Annotated in this window: 16 protein-coding genes; 10 read left to right on the forward strand and 6 right to left on the reverse strand. The window is 59.1% G+C overall.

The features are described from left to right. The first annotated feature begins 300 nt into the window (after positions 1–300). The 9 genes from FJ443_RS08150 to FJ443_RS08190 are packed head-to-tail and all read left to right on the forward strand — an operon-like array spanning position 301 to position 9,986. Positions 301–1,446, forward strand: a complete 1,146-nt coding sequence (locus tag FJ443_RS08150; RefSeq protein ID WP_181165248.1) for a glycosyltransferase family A protein — start codon at positions 301–303, stop codon at positions 1,444–1,446. Beyond that, positions 1,443–2,459 carry a glycosyltransferase gene (locus tag FJ443_RS08155; protein WP_140663449.1) on the forward strand — a complete coding sequence of 339 codons (1,017 nt, stop codon included), beginning with the start codon at positions 1,443–1,445 and terminating at the stop codon, positions 2,457–2,459. Before FJ443_RS08150 ends, FJ443_RS08155 begins: the two co-directional genes overlap by 4 nt. Further along, complete coding sequence (locus FJ443_RS08160; protein WP_140663451.1) at positions 2,456–3,448, forward strand: glycosyltransferase; 993 nt, start codon at positions 2,456–2,458, stop codon at positions 3,446–3,448. Before FJ443_RS08155 ends, FJ443_RS08160 begins: the two co-directional genes overlap by 4 nt. Beyond that, a complete protein-coding gene (locus FJ443_RS08165; protein ID WP_181167229.1) occupies positions 3,432–4,535 on the forward strand; it encodes a Gfo/Idh/MocA family oxidoreductase in 1,104 nt (367 codons plus the stop codon). Before FJ443_RS08160 ends, FJ443_RS08165 begins: the two co-directional genes overlap by 17 nt. After that, positions 4,532–5,626, forward strand: coding sequence for an NAD-dependent epimerase/dehydratase family protein (locus FJ443_RS08170; protein WP_181172023.1), 1,095 nt, complete (start codon positions 4,532–4,534; stop codon positions 5,624–5,626). Before FJ443_RS08165 ends, FJ443_RS08170 begins: the two co-directional genes overlap by 4 nt. Beyond that, positions 5,623–7,185 (forward strand): glycosyltransferase, encoded by a 1,563-nt coding sequence (locus FJ443_RS08175; RefSeq protein ID WP_140663455.1) that lies wholly within the window; start codon positions 5,623–5,625, stop codon positions 7,183–7,185. Before FJ443_RS08170 ends, FJ443_RS08175 begins: the two co-directional genes overlap by 4 nt. A 50-nt stretch (positions 7,186–7,235) precedes the next feature. Beyond that, the gene (locus FJ443_RS08180) at positions 7,236–8,180 is read left to right on the forward strand and encodes a polysaccharide deacetylase family protein (RefSeq protein WP_181171785.1); all 945 of its coding nucleotides are present in this window, start codon (positions 7,236–7,238) and stop codon (positions 8,178–8,180) included. After that, positions 8,173–9,051, forward strand: a complete 879-nt coding sequence (locus FJ443_RS08185; protein WP_140657566.1) for a glycosyltransferase — start codon at positions 8,173–8,175, stop codon at positions 9,049–9,051. The genes FJ443_RS08180 and FJ443_RS08185 overlap by 8 nt, the downstream gene beginning before the upstream one ends. Then, the gene (locus tag FJ443_RS08190; RefSeq protein WP_181175080.1) at positions 9,048–9,986 is read left to right on the forward strand and encodes a glycosyltransferase; all 939 of its coding nucleotides are present in this window, start codon (positions 9,048–9,050) and stop codon (positions 9,984–9,986) included. The genes FJ443_RS08185 and FJ443_RS08190 overlap by 4 nt, the downstream gene beginning before the upstream one ends. A 9-nt stretch (positions 9,987–9,995) precedes the next feature. Here the strand turns inward: FJ443_RS08190 and FJ443_RS08195 are convergent, their stop codons facing one another. Together FJ443_RS08195 and FJ443_RS08200 are read right to left on the reverse strand one after the other, a co-directional pair. Further along, positions 9,996–11,225: an ABC transporter ATP-binding protein gene (locus tag FJ443_RS08195; RefSeq protein WP_140558720.1), complete on the reverse strand. Its 1,230-nt coding sequence runs from the start codon at positions 11,223–11,225 to the stop codon at positions 9,996–9,998. A 3-nt stretch (positions 11,226–11,228) separates the two neighbouring features. Then, positions 11,229–12,038 carry an ABC transporter permease gene (locus tag FJ443_RS08200; protein WP_181168455.1) on the reverse strand — a complete coding sequence of 270 codons (810 nt, stop codon included), beginning with the start codon at positions 12,036–12,038 and terminating at the stop codon, positions 11,229–11,231. Between the two features lie 629 nt (positions 12,039–12,667). Here FJ443_RS08200 and FJ443_RS08205 point away from each other — a divergent pair. Continuing rightward, complete coding sequence (locus FJ443_RS08205) at positions 12,668–13,657, forward strand: NAD-dependent epimerase/dehydratase family protein (RefSeq protein WP_140663461.1); 990 nt, start codon at positions 12,668–12,670, stop codon at positions 13,655–13,657. 340 nt (positions 13,658–13,997) lie between these two features. Here the strand turns inward: FJ443_RS08205 and FJ443_RS31935 are convergent, their stop codons facing one another. From FJ443_RS31935 to FJ443_RS08220, 4 genes are all read right to left on the reverse strand, one after another. Then, positions 13,998–14,123, reverse strand: coding sequence for a hypothetical protein (locus FJ443_RS31935; protein ID WP_263486168.1), 126 nt, complete (start codon positions 14,121–14,123; stop codon positions 13,998–14,000). A 224-nt stretch (positions 14,124–14,347) separates the two neighbouring features. Beyond that, entirely contained in the window at positions 14,348–14,734 is a 387-nt protein-coding gene (locus FJ443_RS08210) for a c-type cytochrome (RefSeq protein ID WP_246671766.1), read from the reverse strand. Position 14,735: 1 nt separating this feature from the next. Then, positions 14,736–15,614 (reverse strand): cytochrome c oxidase assembly protein, encoded by an 879-nt coding sequence (locus tag FJ443_RS08215; protein ID WP_140663465.1) that lies wholly within the window; start codon positions 15,612–15,614, stop codon positions 14,736–14,738. Next, entirely contained in the window at positions 15,611–15,952 is a 342-nt protein-coding gene (locus FJ443_RS08220) for a hypothetical protein (protein ID WP_140500656.1), read from the reverse strand. The genes FJ443_RS08215 and FJ443_RS08220 overlap by 4 nt, the downstream gene beginning before the upstream one ends.

The following is a 15,952-nucleotide window of genomic DNA, read 5'->3' on the forward strand; positions in this document are numbered from 1 at the left end:
GATCATTTTGGGTCACTTAGTCAGGGTGCAGCGTGGGCTATTGCGTGAGTTTTCGAACCCCAAGTCGGCCAGGGGCGAAAGGAAAATACGCTATGGGCTGTGGCACAAAGAGAATGGATCGGCCACCTAAGAAGGCCGCGCGAGGGCCGTCCAGTGTGCGTGGCCCCAAATGTTAGTGAGCCGGACAGCGGCCGTTTAGCAGTACATGCAGAGCTCAGAGGCCGGGTGACAGTGAAGGGAAGTGGCCGCACCAAGGGGAGTTGTTCTACGAGCAACTCACAATGTCCTACTCACGCATTCGTGGCTGTCATTATCCCTGCCTACAACGCAGAACAATTTATCGAACGCACCTTGGCGTCGGTGATAAACCAGACCTACAGAAACATCGAAATAATAGTCGTTGATGACGGTTCGACTGATGAAACTGCATCAATCGTCCGCCGACTATCCAATGACGACCCGCGTATCAAGCTGCTCCAACAGAAGAACAGTGGCGTCGCGTCGGCGCGGAATACGGGGATACGTGCAAGCAAGGGCATCTATATAGCACCTATAGACGCCGACGATCTCTGGCACCCAACCAAACTCGAAAAGCAGCTGCGTGTTTTCGCTGCAGCAGGCAATGATGTTGGGCTTGTCTATACGCTTTACCGGACGATTGATGCCGATGATAAGGCGATCATTACGCCTAAGCGCATGCACCCGCACGGATGGGTATTCATGCAGCATCTCGGACAGAACTTTATCGGTCACGGAAGTTCGGCAATGTTCCGGCGCGATGTCTTACTCGAAATGGGTGGCTATTCCTCGCGACTGCGCGAAAACGGTGCGGAGGGTTGTGAGGACTTCTTCCTCCAATTGAGTATCGCCTCGAAATACCGATTCGATGTCGTCAAGGAGCACTTGGTCGGATACCGCCGAACGCCAGGAGCCATGTCGCAAGATTTCGTCCGAATGCTCATCTCGCGTCGGATGGTGCTCGAGAGCCTCTTTGCTCGCTGCAGCGAGATGGTGAGCCCGATCCTATCGGATGTGATGTTCCGTAACGATGTCGAGATCGCCAGGCTCGGGCTTAAAAGGCGCCGCTTTGCTGCCGTCGGCATGAACTTCGCCAGAGTGCTCTGGCGATCGCCCTCGCAGTTCGCGAAAGTCGTCGGTGCGACGCTTGCCATTTTCCGGCGCAAGGCGAAACAAGGAACCAAACTGGAACGCGAAGGCCGCAGCTCGGGGATTGGGAAACCGTTCTGGGACTACGCTGTCGATGAGCTTTTCGATCGCGGCGAGAATACCGATTACCGTGCCTTGCTCAACAATCTGGCTGCAATGGACAGCAAACTTGGACCCTGCGGAGGCTATTTGGCGCAGCATCCCGAACGAGGAACCTTTGCAATGCCCCAAGAGGGCAGCGGCTCAGACAGCCCGTTTCTCCTTAGAGGCTTGGAATGAAGAAGCTGCTGCTGTCGGAAGAGCAGATTTCGTCGGGCCGCAATTTGGCTCAGAGGGCAGAATGCACTTTTGAGCGGACAGTGAATGAACCGACGGCCAGTGTGACCGTGCTCATTGTCACCTACAATCACGCTCGCTACGTAGCGGCAGCGATCGACAGCGTTCTCATGCAAGATACGGAATCCGGTGTCGAGATCCTGATCAGCGAAGATTTTTCGACGGACGGTACCCGGGAGATCGTGGAGCGGTATGTATCCGATTATCCCGAAAGACTATCGGCGATCTATTCTGGCAGCAATTTGAGATCCAACGAGGTCGTTGCGAGAGGACTCCGGGTTGCGCGCGGGCGCTATGTCTCGATCCTTGATGGCGACGACCTGTGGACATCCAAGACCAAGCTGCGAGATCAGGTGGCCCATCTTGACGCGCATCCTGAGCTCTCGGCCATATTTTACAATGCGCTCGTGGCGCACGGCGACGAGATCACGTCGCGGCGGTGGACGCCACGGGATCAGAAGCCCTTAATCACACAAAGGGAAATTTGGGAAGGCAATCCCTTCGCCACTTGCGGCGGTATGATGCGAACCGCGTGCGTTCGGGATGTACCGTCTTGGTATGCAGATTTCTTTCCGATTACTGATTGGCCGCTGTATGTGCATTGCGCAAAGACAGCAGACCTCGCCTTTGTCGACGAGGTGGCAGGTATCTATCGTCTGCACCCGGGTGGGCTTGTATCGGCGCTGCCAAGCCCGCTCAGGCTTGATGCGATCGAGGGATTCTACCGGCGAATGGCGAATGTCATGGATGCCCGTGGGGCACAGTTTGCCCGTGGCGGCTGTTCCCGCTACTTTTACGAATGGTCGAAGCAGTATCTGAACGGAGGTGACTTGCCGTCGGCCAGATCGTGCTTCCTACGATTGCTGCGAAGCGGCACTGGCGGAAACAACGTGCCGAAACGCGATATCGCGCGGTTGGCACTGCTCCTGCTGAAATCCTCGGTGCTCGGGAGATGACGGCTTTCCGCAACTTCGAGAATCGCGATCCGGTCCCGTCATTGCCACAGGGGGCTGTTCGTCCGAAGTGGTCGGTGATGATCCCCGTCTATAATAGCGCCCGCTTTCTTGCCTCAACGCTGCAAAGCGTGCTCGCGCAAGCCCCTGACCCGGCTCATATGCAGATCGAAGTGGTTGACGATTGTTCGTCCGACGATCCGCAAAAAGTCGTGAACGAAATCGGGGGAAGGCGTGTCGGCTTTTTCCGCCAGCCGCAAAACCTCGGCCACATCGGCAACTTCCATACCTGTCTGAGCCGAGCCCAGGGGGAACTTGTCCATCTCCTGCACGGCGACGATGCCGTCCGACCAGAATTTTACGAATTGCTCGGTCGGGGTTTCGATGCGGATCCGAGAGTAGGAGCGGCGTTCTGCCGGACGGTCTTCATGGACGCCCACGGACAGGAGTTGTCGATCGAACCTGGAATGCAGTCAATCTCCGGAAGGCTTGAGAATGCGGTGGTCCGATTGGCGCTCGAACAGCGCATCATGACGCCGTCCATCGCGGTCCGACGCGCGGTCTACGAAGAACTCGGCGGCTTCGACCGGCGGCTGAAATGCAGCGAAGACTGGGAGATGTGGATACGCATCGCTTCTCGTTTTCCTGTCTGGTACGAACCGCAAGCCCTTGCGCTTTATCGGATGCACCCGCAATCGAACACAGGGCGCCATATCCGGAATGCCGCGGACATGGCCTACACGCGAATGGCGATTGATATTTTCAAGAGCTATCTTCCAAGCGAACTCGCGGACGATGTCGCCGCATCGGCTCGGCGGACTTATTCGCAAAGCGCTCTCGAAACCGGACGGCGACTGCTTGGCTCTGGTGATTGGGCTGGATGCCTCGCGCAAATGAGTGAAGCCTTCCACCTCGATCCGTCGCTCAAGACAATTGGACGTATGCTGCGGCTCGTTGCGAAGCAGGGAGGCGAGATTGTCCGCCCAAATTGAAACTGTGCAACGGCAGCCGGCACGGCTGCGGCAAGGTGAGCCTGTCCGTCTCGTTTTGGCCGGATGTGGCGCCGTCACGAAGCTCTACTATGCGGAAGCGCTGTCGCGCCTTCAAGGCAGAGGCCAGATCGCAGTCGCAGCCATCTTTGATCCCGAAGCGAAATCCGCCGCGGTCGTACAGGCGCGGCTGCCCGGAGCGAAGGTTGCAGCCAGTTTCGACGGCCTTCTGGCTGTGGGCGCCGATGTGGCGATCATCGCTTCCCCGCCTCGATACCATCTTGATCAGTCGATGCAGGCGTTGCGGGCCGGCATGCATGTTCTATGCGAGAAGCCGATGGCCACGAGCAGCTCCGACGCGGACCTTATCCTCGCGGTAGCGGCAGCCAACAATCTGCATGTGGCAACAGGCCTCGTCAGAAGGCAGTTCCCTGCCACCCGATCGATAAAGGCCATGGTCGAGGGCGGATTGATCGGAAAAATTCAAGGTGTCTGTTGTTTTGAGGGTGGCCCTTTCCAGTGGCCTGTCGCTTCGACGAGCTATTTCAGCCGCGCGGAATCCGGCGGTGGCGTGCTTCAGGACATAGGCACGCATTGCCTTGACCTCCTGACCTGGTGGTTCGGAGAGCCCCATGAAATCCACTACGCCGATGACGCAATGGGCGGCGTCGAGGCGAACTGCCTTGTCCGGTTAGGTTTTGGCGGCTTCGAGGCAACGGTCCGGCTGAGCCGTGATTGGGCTCGTCCCAACCTTTACCGTCTTGAGGGCGAACGTGGCTCGATTTCTTGGGCAGTCAATGAGACTGAGCTTGTAGAGATCGCCTTGAAAGGATGCCGCACGGCAGCCACCGCCTCCTTCACCGACACCGACGACCGGTCGCGCGATTTCGTCGACGCGTTCTGCGATCAGATTTCGGACTTGGTCGACACGGTCCGAAATGGAACCCTCCTTTCCGGGTCAGCCACAGCGGGGCGCAACGTGCTCAAGCGAATCGAGGAATGCTATGCCAGACGGAAACGGCTGGACATGCCTTGGCTCGGAGCAGAAGACTTTCGCCACGTCATTGCTTCCGCCGAGACCAGACAATGACCGGCACTGTTGCCGTGCTTGGCGCCAACGGCTTCATAGGTTGCCGGACAGTGGAGTTGCTGCATCTTTCCGGCTGGGCTGAGGTGAGGCCGATCGTTCGCAGGCCGAGTGCTTTCGCCAGCCTGTCCCGCTTTGCGATCGATGGAAGGGTGGCGGACGCGCATGACGTTCCGGCTCTTACTGCGGCCCTTCTTGGCTGTCAGTCCGTTGTTCATGCAGTTGCCGGTGATAGTCGCACGATCGTCGATGCCGTCGAGCCTGTCTATCGTGCCGCCGCCGCTGCGGGCGTCGTTCGCCTGGTCTACCTCAGTAGCGCATCCGTTCATGGCCAATCGCCGCCGCCCGGAACGGACGAAACGAGCGCGCTGCACGACGGCCAGACGGTCGAGTACAACAATGCCAAGGTTCGTGCTGAACGTCGTCTCGGGGAATTGTCACGGGACGGTGCAGTCCAGGTGGTGGTGCTGCGGCCCGGAATTGTCTTTGGCCCGCGCTCCAGCTGGACGGGGGGCTTCGCCAACGATCTCCTCGACGGCTCTGCCTATCTGGTGGATGGCGGCCATGGCATCTGCAACAGCGCTTATGTCGACAATGTCGTTCATGCGATCAAGCTTGCCATCGAAGTGCCCGAGGCGGCTGGGCGAACTTATCTGGTCGGGGACCGCGAAAGGATAAGTTGGGCAGATCTTTGCCGCCCGATAGCCGAGGCATTGGGCTTCGACCTGGCTGCGATTTCGGTTTCCGCGCCATTGTCATTCGCGCCGAACTGGACACAATGGCTGAGAGATGGCGACCTTTACCGGCGGCTTGTCCGAAGCCTCCCGAGACCCGTTCGTAGCGGACTAAAGGTAGGCTATGCCGAGTGGCGGAAATCAGGGCTCGATCAGAGGCCGCCTATGGCTCCAAAGATCAAGGTATCTGAAGAACGTGCGCTGTTGCACCGGTGTCGGGTGAAACTCCCGTCGGCCAAGGCCGAGCGCGAGCTCGGATACCAGCCGGTGGTCGGCTTCGAGGAGGCATGTCGGCGCTCAGTCGCATGGCTAACCTTTGCCGGCTACCCGACTGCGCAGAGCCAAGTGGGCGAAAGATGACCGTCAGACCCGCCGCAGCCTGTGTCTCGGTTGTCATTACGACCTATAACCATGCTCGATTTCTCGCGGAAGCGATCGACAGTGTCCGGAACCAGAGCGTGCGGCCCGATGAGATCATCGTTGTGGACGATGGTTCGTTGGACAATCCCGAAAATGTTGTTCGCCGGTATGTCGACGTCCACTACATCCGCCAAGAAAACCAGGGTTTAGCCGCTGCCCGCAATACGGGAATGAAGGCAGCACGTGGCGAATTCATCGCGTTCCTGGATGCCGATGACAGGCTGCGCCCGACGGCGCTCGCTACCAATCTTGCTTTGTTCCATGACAGTCCGGATTGCGCCTTGGTCTATGGAGCCTATTGCTACATCGATGAGGCCGGCGCAGTCAGGAATTCAGTTCCGCTGAGGCCGGTGGGAGAGGACCCGTATGCCGGATTCTTGACCGGCAACCTGATTGGAATGCATGCGACAGTGCTCTATCGGCGTAGCACATTGGAGGCTGCTGGCGGATTTGACCGATCCCTGCGGGCTTGCGAGGATTACGACGTCTACCTTCGCCTGTTTCGGGCAAACAAGGCCGCATGCACCCCGGAGTGTCTCGCAGATTACCGCAGGCACGCAACGAATATGTCCAACAGCAATCCGATGATGTTGCGCGCGGCGCTCAAAGTCCTTGGCCGGCAGAGGAATCTTGCGCGGACCAATCCAGACTGGACGGCCGCCTACCATCAGGGCGTCGAAAACTGGAAACGCTATTATGCGCACATGCAACTGGGACAGCTTAGTACAGCGGTTCGATCCCGTTCTTCGCTCGGCAGTCAGCTCCTGAACACCATTGCCGTTTCGCTCGCAGCGCCATTGCAGACCACCATGATGCTGCGGCAGCGTTTCAAGGGCTGGTCAAGTCGGCGCCGATCGGGCGTCCGGTTCGGTGACCTCAGCCGCCCGCTGCCCTTCAGTACAAATTTCGGTTTTGATCGCGGCAAGCCAGTGGACCGCCGCTATGTCGAGACTTTCCTCGCATCATGTTCGCTGAACATATCCGGCAGGGTTCTGGAGATCGGGGACAACGCCTATACGACCCGCTTCGGAGGCAGTCGAGTTGCCAGGAGCGACGTTCTAAACCGATATGAAGGTCACCCGCTGACAACCTTCGTGGGCGATCTGGCCAACGGCGACGACCTGCCGCCCGAGACATTTGACTGCATCGTGCTCACCCAGACACTGCACCTCCTTTTCAACATGCCTGTCGCGGTTGCAACCCTATGGCGGATGCTGAAACCGGGAGGCGTGCTTCTGGTCACGGTCCCTTGGGTAAGCCCGATTGACCGAGGAGAATGGGGCGAGAGCTGGTTCTGGTCGATAACCCCGGCGGCACTGGGCCGGCTTCTCTCAGACAGGTTCGGGGTGGAGAATGTCGAAGTCCGCCACTATGGAAACGCCTATTCGGCTACCGGGTTTCTCTATGGCTTGGCGGAGCATGAGCTGAATTCGGCAATGCTCGATGTGCATGACCCATGTTGCCCGGTGATTGTCGCCGCGCGCGCTTTCAGGCGATGAGCGGCGTGACAGTGCGTCAAGCTCTTAGCAAGCTCCTGCGACGGGGCCGATTGCTTGCCGGTTACAACCGGCCGCTCGTGCTGATGTATCATCGCGTCGGAGAACCACGCGTCGATCCTTGGGAACTCTCGGTCTCGCCACAAAATTTCGCACGCCAAATCGAAATCCTGACAAAGGCGCGCGATATTGTTCCCCTGCAATGGCTGGCACAACGGCTTCGGGACGGAAAGCCAGCGAGAAATGCCGCGGCAGTTACCTTTGACGACGGTTATGCGGATGTCGTGCAAAATGCCGTGCCGGTCATGCTACGCATGAACGCTCCTGTGACCGTCTTCGTCACTACCCACGCGCTCAGCGACCCCTCAGTGTTCTGGTGGGATATTCTGTCGCGCATCACTTTGGAAACGCCTGCTCTCCCGGAGAGGCTCGCGATCCAGATCGCAGGCCGAAACTATGATTGGCTCGTGACGGAGGACGCCACGCGCGCGAAATCGAATCTCGTCATCAGCCGCACGGCGCTCCATTTCGGCTTGCACGCACTGCTGAAGCCGTTGAGAGTACACGAACGGAGGAGGGCGCTGCAGCAGCTGGCAAGATGGGCAGGAACCGACGCCAGCCCCCGAAGGTGTGACCGCGCCATGACTCATTCGGAGCTGCGGCATCTCGCCGACACCGATGGCGTTTCGATCGGTGCCCACACCTGCACGCATCCATCCCTGCCGTTGCTGAAACGGGACAGTCTTGAACGCGAGATCTCTGCTAGCCGCCAACAATGCGAAGAGATTACAGGGCGGAGGGTGGCGGGATTCGCATACCCCTTCGGAGACTTCGACGACAGCACCGCCGAAGCGGTAAAATCTGCTGGCATGGACTATGCAGTAACCACCCTGCCGCGTGAAGCTGGGCTCAGGGTCGACCCCTTCCGACTGCCGCGGGTCACGGTCGCTGATTGGGGTGAGAGAGAGTTCCGGCGCGCGGTCCTTTGCCATGGCTGACCATGCATGCCGAGAACCGCGCGTCACGGCAATCATCGTCGTGTTCAACGGCGAGAGATACCTCCGGGAAGCTATTGACAGCGTTGTAGGTCAAAGCTTCACCGACTGGGAACTCCTCGTCGTCGACGATGGCTCGACGGACCGTTCATCTGTCATCGTGCGCGACTATGCGCAGCGCTTGCCAGGCAAGGTGCGACTACTCTCCCATCCCGACAAGGGCAATCATGGTATCAGCGCGTCGCGCAACCGCGGGCTGGCCGAGGCGCGGGGCGCCTATGTCGCGTTTCTCGATGCAGACGATACATGGCTGCCCGAAAAGCTGTCCGAACAAGTCTCCATCATGGAAAACGATCCGGCGCTCGGTCTAATCTACGGCCGGACGTTGATCTGGCATAGCTGGGCAAAGCTTGCTGGTCGTGCGGACTACTATTACCCGCTCGGAGTCGAACCGAACGCCCGATACGATCCGCCCGTGCTGCTGGAACTGCTGCTGCAGAACCAAGCCCAGACGCCGACAACTTGCAACGCCCTGATGCGTTCAAGTTTGTTGGCAACGCTCGGGGGATTCGAGAACAGCTTCCGCCTGATGTTCGAAGACCAGACCTTCTTTGCGAAGGCGCTCGCATTCGCGCCCGTCTACGTGTCCGGCCAGACCTGGGCGAGATACCGCCAGCACGTCGAAAGCTGCTCTGCCGCTTCTGCCAGGGCAGGCGCTGACGAAGCCGCGCGTATCATGTTTCTCAGATGGCTGAATGGGGTGATGGCGGATCAGGGCGCCTCCTTCCGCATTCGTTCCGCAATCTGGAAAGTGCTCGCGCGCGAAACCTGGAAGACGAGCAAGCGAAGCATCGTAAGACGGCTGCAGCGATGACTTCCGTGCCGCGGGTGACGATCATAACCCCCTTCCTCAATGCGGCGTCAAATCTGGGTGAAGCGATCGCCAGCGTCCGGGCCCAGACGATTGCAGATTGGGAGCTCTTGCTGGTTGACGACAATTCGACGGACGACAGTATCAGGATCGCCAATGATGCCGCGGCAATCGATCCTCGAATTAAGGTGCTGCGCAGGCCTCCCGGATCCAAGCGTGGCGCCGCGGCAGCGAGAAACGCCGGAATAGCGGCCAGCTGCGGCGATTTGCTTGCCTTCCTGGATGCAGATGATTTGTACGAGCCGCATATGCTGCAGACGGTCCTGGCGGCAGCCGATGCCAACCCGGATGCCGCAATGATTTTCGGGCCGACCAAATGGTGGTACCCGGATGGAGCGCGCTCCGACTGGGTCGAGCCGACAGATGGACTTGCCGCACGCTTACATCAGCCCCCCCGGCTTTTGGGTCGGCTGCTGCTGATGCAGGACGGCCACGTTCCGTGTACCTGTTCCGTGCTCTTGCGGAGAAGCGCGGTTGGCACGGTTGGTGGCTTTGAGGAGCACTTTGAGCTCTATGAAGACCAGGCTCTGTGGGCGAAGCTATTCCTGCGATTCCCAGCCTTTATCACTCCTGTAACTCTCGCACGTTACCGGCAGCATTCCAGTTCGGCCTCGGCGATTGCCACTCAGCGAGGGCTCTACGATCGGATGGGGAAACACCCCGCCCGCGCCGCTTTTCTGGACTGGATCGCGGAGCATATGATGGAAAGTGGAACGCGGGATTTCCGCCTCCAATTGGTGCTGCGGCTGGCACGCGCGCCCTATGTCACGCCTGCAACGATCGGAAGCAAAGCCGAACGGCTTGCCCTGAAGATCATGATGTGGACAGCAAAGCAGCGGCGCAGGATTCGGCGACAGCTTGCGCACGTGGCCAGGTGAAAACAGGCGTCACTTCCTGACCACCCATCGATGCGGGAAGCTGACATTGCCAAAGCCAGGCTGGGCGCTGACCGGTCGATCGTCGAGCAAACCGGGCATGACATCGAACACAGCGGCCGTCTCGACATGGTCTTCGACCACCCTGTCGTCCGCCACCAGCGCTACGTCAATCCTGTAGCGCCCTGGTCTCAGCATAAGGCTGTCCACATGTACCGTGTAGACTTCGCCGTGACGGTCATGCAGGGAATGCTCCCGGCTATCAAATGAGGTCACAGGATCCCCGAGATCATCAATGATAGTCACAAGGCACTGCAATGTTTCGCGCGGCCCATCAACCTGAAGCCGAAAAGTTGCCGGCTGCCCGGACGCGACGGGACCCATTTCATTGAAAACTTCGATGCCGACCACACGGAGGCGGCCGCGCCCGGTGCGCGTGGATCGCACACTCAGATCGGTTCCTGCGCGGGCCTCAAGCGTCTGGAGATAATCCCGGACCACGTCCTGAGTCGGACCGTCCGCCTGGATCATCCCGCCGTCGATAAGGATTGCGCGGGTGCAAAGTCGCTGCAGAACCGGCATCTGGTGACTGACGATCAGCACGGTGCGGCCTGTCCCGGCGATGCTCGCTGCCTTGGCGATGCATTTCTTCTGGAACGTGGCATCGCCGACGGCCAAGACCTCATCGACCACCAGAATGTCGGGATTGACGTGGGCGGCAATCGCGAAGGCCAGACGCAAGTACATGCCGCTTGAGTATCGTTTGACAGGCGTATCGAGAAACGGCTCGACCCCGGAGAAATCCACGATCTCGTCAAGCTTGGAATTGATCTCGATGCGCCGCATGCCGAGTATGGCCCCGTTGAGATAAATGTTCTCACGGCCGGTCAGTTCGGCATGGAACCCCGTGCCGACCTCCAGCAAAGCTCCCAGCCGTCCATGTATCGTCGCGCGGCCGGAAGTCGGCTCCACGATCTTCGCCAGTATCTTGAGAATGGTGCTCTTTCCTGCACCGTTGGGACCGATCACGGCAAGGACTTCGCCTGCGTGCACCTCGAAGGAGACGTTTTTCAACGCCCAGAACGGCTCGTCCGCACCTTTGCGGTGGCTTGTATCGGCCTCCCCGCGAAGACCCCGCCTTTTGCTGGCGAGCGCGTCTCGCAGCGTGGGGAAGCTGTTGTTCGCCACACCAAGTCTATACGCCTTGGAGAGATTGGCAGCCTGGATCACGATGTCGGTCATCACTCAGATCAGGTCCGGAAACGCGCGTTCGGATTTTGAGAAGATAGTCAGTCCGGCAACGAGAAGGGCTAGCGAGGAGAGCGTTGATATCGAGATCATGAGCCAGTCCGCAGGCGTGCCCAGCACGCTCCAGCGGATGGCCTCGACTGTCCCAACCATTGGGTTCAGACTATAAAGCGGCCGCCACAATTGAGGGACGAGATTGGCTGGGTACACGATCGGGGTCATGAACAGAAGTATCTGAAGGCTGAACGGCAACAGATAGCCCACATCGCGAAAGCGAACGTTGATCGCCGACAATGCCACGCCCACTCCAGTCGCTGACGCAGCCATTACGAGCACGAACAGCGGCAAGAAGACTGCTTGTGGTGCCGGCCAGCTTCCGAATGCCAGCATGGCGGCGAACAAAAGAGCGAAGCCGACGAGCATATCGGTCAGGCATGAGGCCATCGTGGAGATGGGAATGATCAGACGCGGGAAATAGACGCGTTTCACCAGTTCCTGGTTTCTGACGAGGCTGCCCGTCATGCTGGCGACGGCTCGCGAAAAAAAACTCCATGGCACAAGCCCACACAGAACAAATAGCGGGTATGGCGCGCCGTTGGACGAAATGCCTGCGAGCTTGCCGAAGAAGATGCTGAAGACCGACATAGCAACGAGCGGCTGCAGCATTGCCCAAAGGATGCCCAGATAAGTCTGCCGGTATTTGACCTTGAAATCACGCCAGGCCAGGAAGAACACAACTTCCCGATATCGCCAAAGCTCGGAAGGTTCGAACAGTCCTCGCTTGCGGGACGGATCGATGATTGTCACGACAACTGATTGCGCGCCTGTCCGATCTGACACGATGATGGCGTCCGCCTCCCTTGACAGCCCCATTGAGGCCTACATTTCCGCGCAGTGCAATCAGCACTTTTGATGGTGCCTGCCGTTCCACGAACCTCACCATTCGAGAGCGCAAGCAGCCGCCCTTAATGCTCGACCAGATCCTCCGGGGGCGCGAGATCGCGCCACATATCCCCGTTGTTCGATAAGAAGGAGGGCATTTCTCGCACACGGACTTTACGTTCGATCCGGATGCGAACGAACACCTGCCCGGGCCGTCTGAGTTTCTACCGCTACTCTCCCACCTGTGCTGGGTTTGTCGAGGATACATTTCCCATTGAACTTGTGGTGATGTTATGCCCATCGAAGATAGTCAGGCTACAGAAATCTGTCGTTTTTACAGTGTAGTGTATGCACTGCACCGCTGGTGACAGGGTCCTTAAGATGTGCCATTGTCCAATGGGGTGGTACTATTTGCGCGGATTAGGGTTGTTCGGGCGATGCGCGTTGCGCGAACCATCATTGCGTGGAGGGAGTGACATCTCATTGGAAATTCAGACGGCTTGACGAGTCAGCGTTCATAGCTCCTGAGCAAGCTGCAAAGCTTTGGGTCGGAAATGAAAAGTGTTCTTGTCGCGGGAGCAGCCGGGTTCATCGGATCCCACCTGGTTGATCGACTGTTGTTAAGGCAAGAAATCAATCGAATTGTTGCTGTTGACAATTTCTGGACTGGTACGCGTGCCAATCTGGATCATATCGCCGACCCTCGCTTGGTCGTGATAGATGTGGCTGTTGAAGATTTTCAGCAGGGGAGCCTTTTTGACGAGATCTATCATCTCGCCTCGCCTGCTTCGCCTCCCTGGTATATGCAAGATCCGGTACGAACCATCTCGGCCAACGTAATAGGAACTATGCGGCTTCTGACCCTTCTTCGCGCCGGGGGCCGCTTCTGTTTCACGTCCACGTCTGAGGTTTACGGCGATCCGCTGGTAACGCCGCAACCGGAAACTTATAGGGGCTCCGTTGATTGCACCGGGCCGCGTTCATCGTATGACGAAGGTAAGCGTTGCGCCGAGGCCCTGCTTTTTGAGAGTAACCGATTGAGCGGGCTCGACATTCGAGTTGCAAGATTGTTCAACGTCTACGGACCTAGGACACGACCTGACGATGGACGTGCAGTATCAAATTTCATCACGAATGCGCTGTTCGGCAAACCTATAATCGTTTTTGGCGACGGCTTGCAGTCGCGGAGTTGGGGATACGTCAGCGATATCGTGGACGGCCTAGAACAATTCTTCTGGGGGAAGGAGCATGGTTATATTGGTCCCCTGAACATCGGAAACGATCGTGAGATTTCCGTTGTCGATGTTGCCCGTTACGTCGCTGGCTTGGTGCCAGGCACCAAAATCGTGCATGTTGATCCGATTCCCCAAGATCCGACGAACCGCTGTCCGGACTTAACCCTAGCGCGGAGGATCATCCCCGGCTGGGCCTGTCAAATACCTCTTGAAGAGGGTGTGCGCCTCACCCTGGACTGGTTTCGCCGCCAGCAACAGAACGACTTGTCCAGTGTCTCCTCGGACTCGATGGTTGCCGCATTGGTGTGAGTGGGATCCGCCCCGATAAAATGTGACCGAAAAAGGGGAGAAATGTGCTCGCCGCAATCCGGATTCTTCGACCAACGTCGCGGTATGCTCAACCGGCCAGTTCGATGCTGTGAACGCGCGCTTCCGCGCATCGTTCAGGGCCCACCGAAGGCGACATACAAGTGCGGAAGGCTCCTCCGCGGCAATGCATGCTCCCCCAGCAACTCCTCCAACGCGTGGTCGGCAACCTTATGGGTGTTCGAGCGGCGCGGATGGCCTCGGCGACGATTCCAGTTCGTGATGGTCACTCACATCTTGCGCTGGCAGGTAACAAAGCCCGTACGATCGGAAGGCTGGGCGATCAGAGGCAGTGGCATGTCTTGATCAGGAAGATTACTCCCACGGAGTAAGGCAGGGCTAAAAGCCCCAAGGCGATCCAGAAGCCGGGTTCGGCCATTGCGGCGAGATCTGACAGAAGTTGCTTCATGTCGCCTCAGTCCTCGCCCCTGATCGCTCCGCATCCGATCCACAAGGAAAGAGCCCGCTCTTGAGGGAGGGGGAAGCGGGCTTTTGGCTGGGGCTTATGACCCAGCAGCACGGCGGACTTGAATTTGTACTGCGCCGGCTGCTGTCCAAACCATAATCGGGCAGCTTTGTTCCCCTGTCGGCTATGGTCCTGGGCACAGCCCGTGATCCCGCCGAGGCGGCGGTCTATCTCAAAGCATAGAGATAGGCGGCGATGTCACGCGCTTGCTGCTCGGTGATGCCGGTGGAGGGCATGGCGGTGTGCGGATTAACGTCCCTTGCTGATCGTATCCAGCGGATCATGTTCTCCGGATTGTTAGCCAGCACGCCGCCAACATAGATCCTGTCAGATAGACTGGCGTCTAAGCGCGGGCCGACGTGGCCTACCGCACCGGGTACACCGGTGATGGTGTGGCAGCCGGCGCAGCCATTCGCCAGCATGATCGGTACCGCACGTGCACCGACGCCGCCGGTAGCGGCGTCCGCCTCTTGCTGCACCCGACGGGCTCGGTCGGCCCACAATGCGAGCGCGCCGCCCGCGACGACCAGCAGAATGCACACGGCGATGATCAATTTAGATGGGCCAGGGCGCATGCGCGACCTTCCTGGTTCCGCTCGTCGTTATCCAGAGGCCGGCCAGCAATAGCGCTGCCCCGCCATAGATAAGGCCGGCCGGGACCCACATAACGAGCCCGGCAAGCTGCTGGTCTTCGATCGGGCTTAAATTCCACACTGCCGCCCCGGCAGCATTCTCCGGGTACCAGAGCTTCGGCGATAGAAGAAGCAGGACGCCGAGCAGGCCGGTGTGCAGGGAGGTGAAGAAAAGATGCATCACGGCACTTCCATAGGCCTGCTGTTGGCCTTGGCGCGGCAGCAACGCCCACCAGAAGAGCAGGCCTGTGCCGAGGAAGCTCGCATGTTGGGCATAATGCAGCACGCCATGCTCGAGCGCTGCCTCAAACAGGACCGGAATGTGCCACACCCATATCGCGATCCCGTGAACAATCGTTGCGGTGACAGGCCGGCTCGCAACGGTCCAGAGCGCTCGCAGCGATTTGCCATGCCCGACCGTGCCCAGGGCGCGCCGGAACGTTACGGGAAATGCCCACAGCAGAGCAGGGGCGGGGCAGGCGATGACCAGCAACGGCGCCGCCACCGCCATCAGCAACTCGTGTTCGATCATGTGCGCGACAAACAGCCGCTCGCCGAGAGCATGGATCGGACTGACCAACGCTGCCGTCAGTACGCTCCAGCCGGCGGCAAACAGCAGCGCCTGACGCATCCGCAGCGGACGGCCGCGAGTGCTGCGGCGCCACAGCCGCATCGCACCGGCCATGTAGATGAGCGCGACCGCCGTCAGCGGGACCGTGATGGGAAGCGCAAGTGTCCATCCGGCCTCGGGCGCGCCGGAGCCATAGCAGATCGAGGTGGAGAAGAGCGTGGCCAGGTTCATCGCAGACACTCGTCCAGGATGAGTGCGGCGCTTCCCTGCATGATGATGACCAGTGCAAACAGGAGAGCCGCCAGCATGCCGAGATCGGCGACAAAATGCTCGGTACCGCGCGTGCGTTCTGCTTTGAAAGCAGCGCCGCCTTGCCGCTTTGCTTGCCAGGACAGAGCACCGCCCAGAAGCGAGAACAAGGCGAGCAGCAACGCTAAGGGAAGCACGACCGGCACCTGGTGATTGCATTGCCAGGGAACCAGCGAGTAGTTCAGTTGCGTCGAGACCGCCCAAGCCAACGGGCCCGACAAAAGCCCACCCCAAGAAGTTCCCAACCGGACCGCGCGCAT

Source organism: Mesorhizobium sp. B2-6-1, from assembly GCF_006440475.1.
Classification (GTDB): Bacteria; Pseudomonadota; Alphaproteobacteria; order Rhizobiales; family Rhizobiaceae; genus Mesorhizobium.

Bases quoted from the DNA above. Each gene is read 5' to 3' on its own strand.
- FJ443_RS08220 (WP_140500656.1), bottom strand. From the start codon at position 15,952: ATGCGCGCGGTCCGGTTGGGAACTTCTTGGGGTGGGCTTTTGTCGGGC.
- FJ443_RS08205 (WP_140663461.1), top strand. From the start codon at position 12,668: ATGAAAAGTGTTCTTGTCGCGGGAGCAGCCGGGTTCATCGGATCCCAC.
- FJ443_RS08215 (WP_140663465.1), bottom strand. From the start codon at position 15,614: ATGAACCTGGCCACGCTCTTCTCCACCTCGATCTGCTATGGCTCCGGC.
- FJ443_RS08170 (WP_181172023.1), top strand. From the start codon at position 4,532: ATGACCGGCACTGTTGCCGTGCTTGGCGCCAACGGCTTCATAGGTTGC.
- FJ443_RS08190 (WP_181175080.1), top strand. From the start codon at position 9,048: ATGACTTCCGTGCCGCGGGTGACGATCATAACCCCCTTCCTCAATGCG.
- FJ443_RS08155 (WP_140663449.1), top strand. From the start codon at position 1,443: ATGAAGAAGCTGCTGCTGTCGGAAGAGCAGATTTCGTCGGGCCGCAAT.
- FJ443_RS08160 (WP_140663451.1), top strand. From the start codon at position 2,456: ATGACGGCTTTCCGCAACTTCGAGAATCGCGATCCGGTCCCGTCATTG.
- FJ443_RS08185 (WP_140657566.1), top strand. From the start codon at position 8,173: ATGGCTGACCATGCATGCCGAGAACCGCGCGTCACGGCAATCATCGTC.
- FJ443_RS08175 (WP_140663455.1), top strand. From the start codon at position 5,623: ATGACCGTCAGACCCGCCGCAGCCTGTGTCTCGGTTGTCATTACGACC.
- FJ443_RS08195 (WP_140558720.1), bottom strand. From the start codon at position 11,225: ATGACCGACATCGTGATCCAGGCTGCCAATCTCTCCAAGGCGTATAGA.
- FJ443_RS31935 (WP_263486168.1), bottom strand. From the start codon at position 14,123: ATGAAGCAACTTCTGTCAGATCTCGCCGCAATGGCCGAACCCGGCTTC.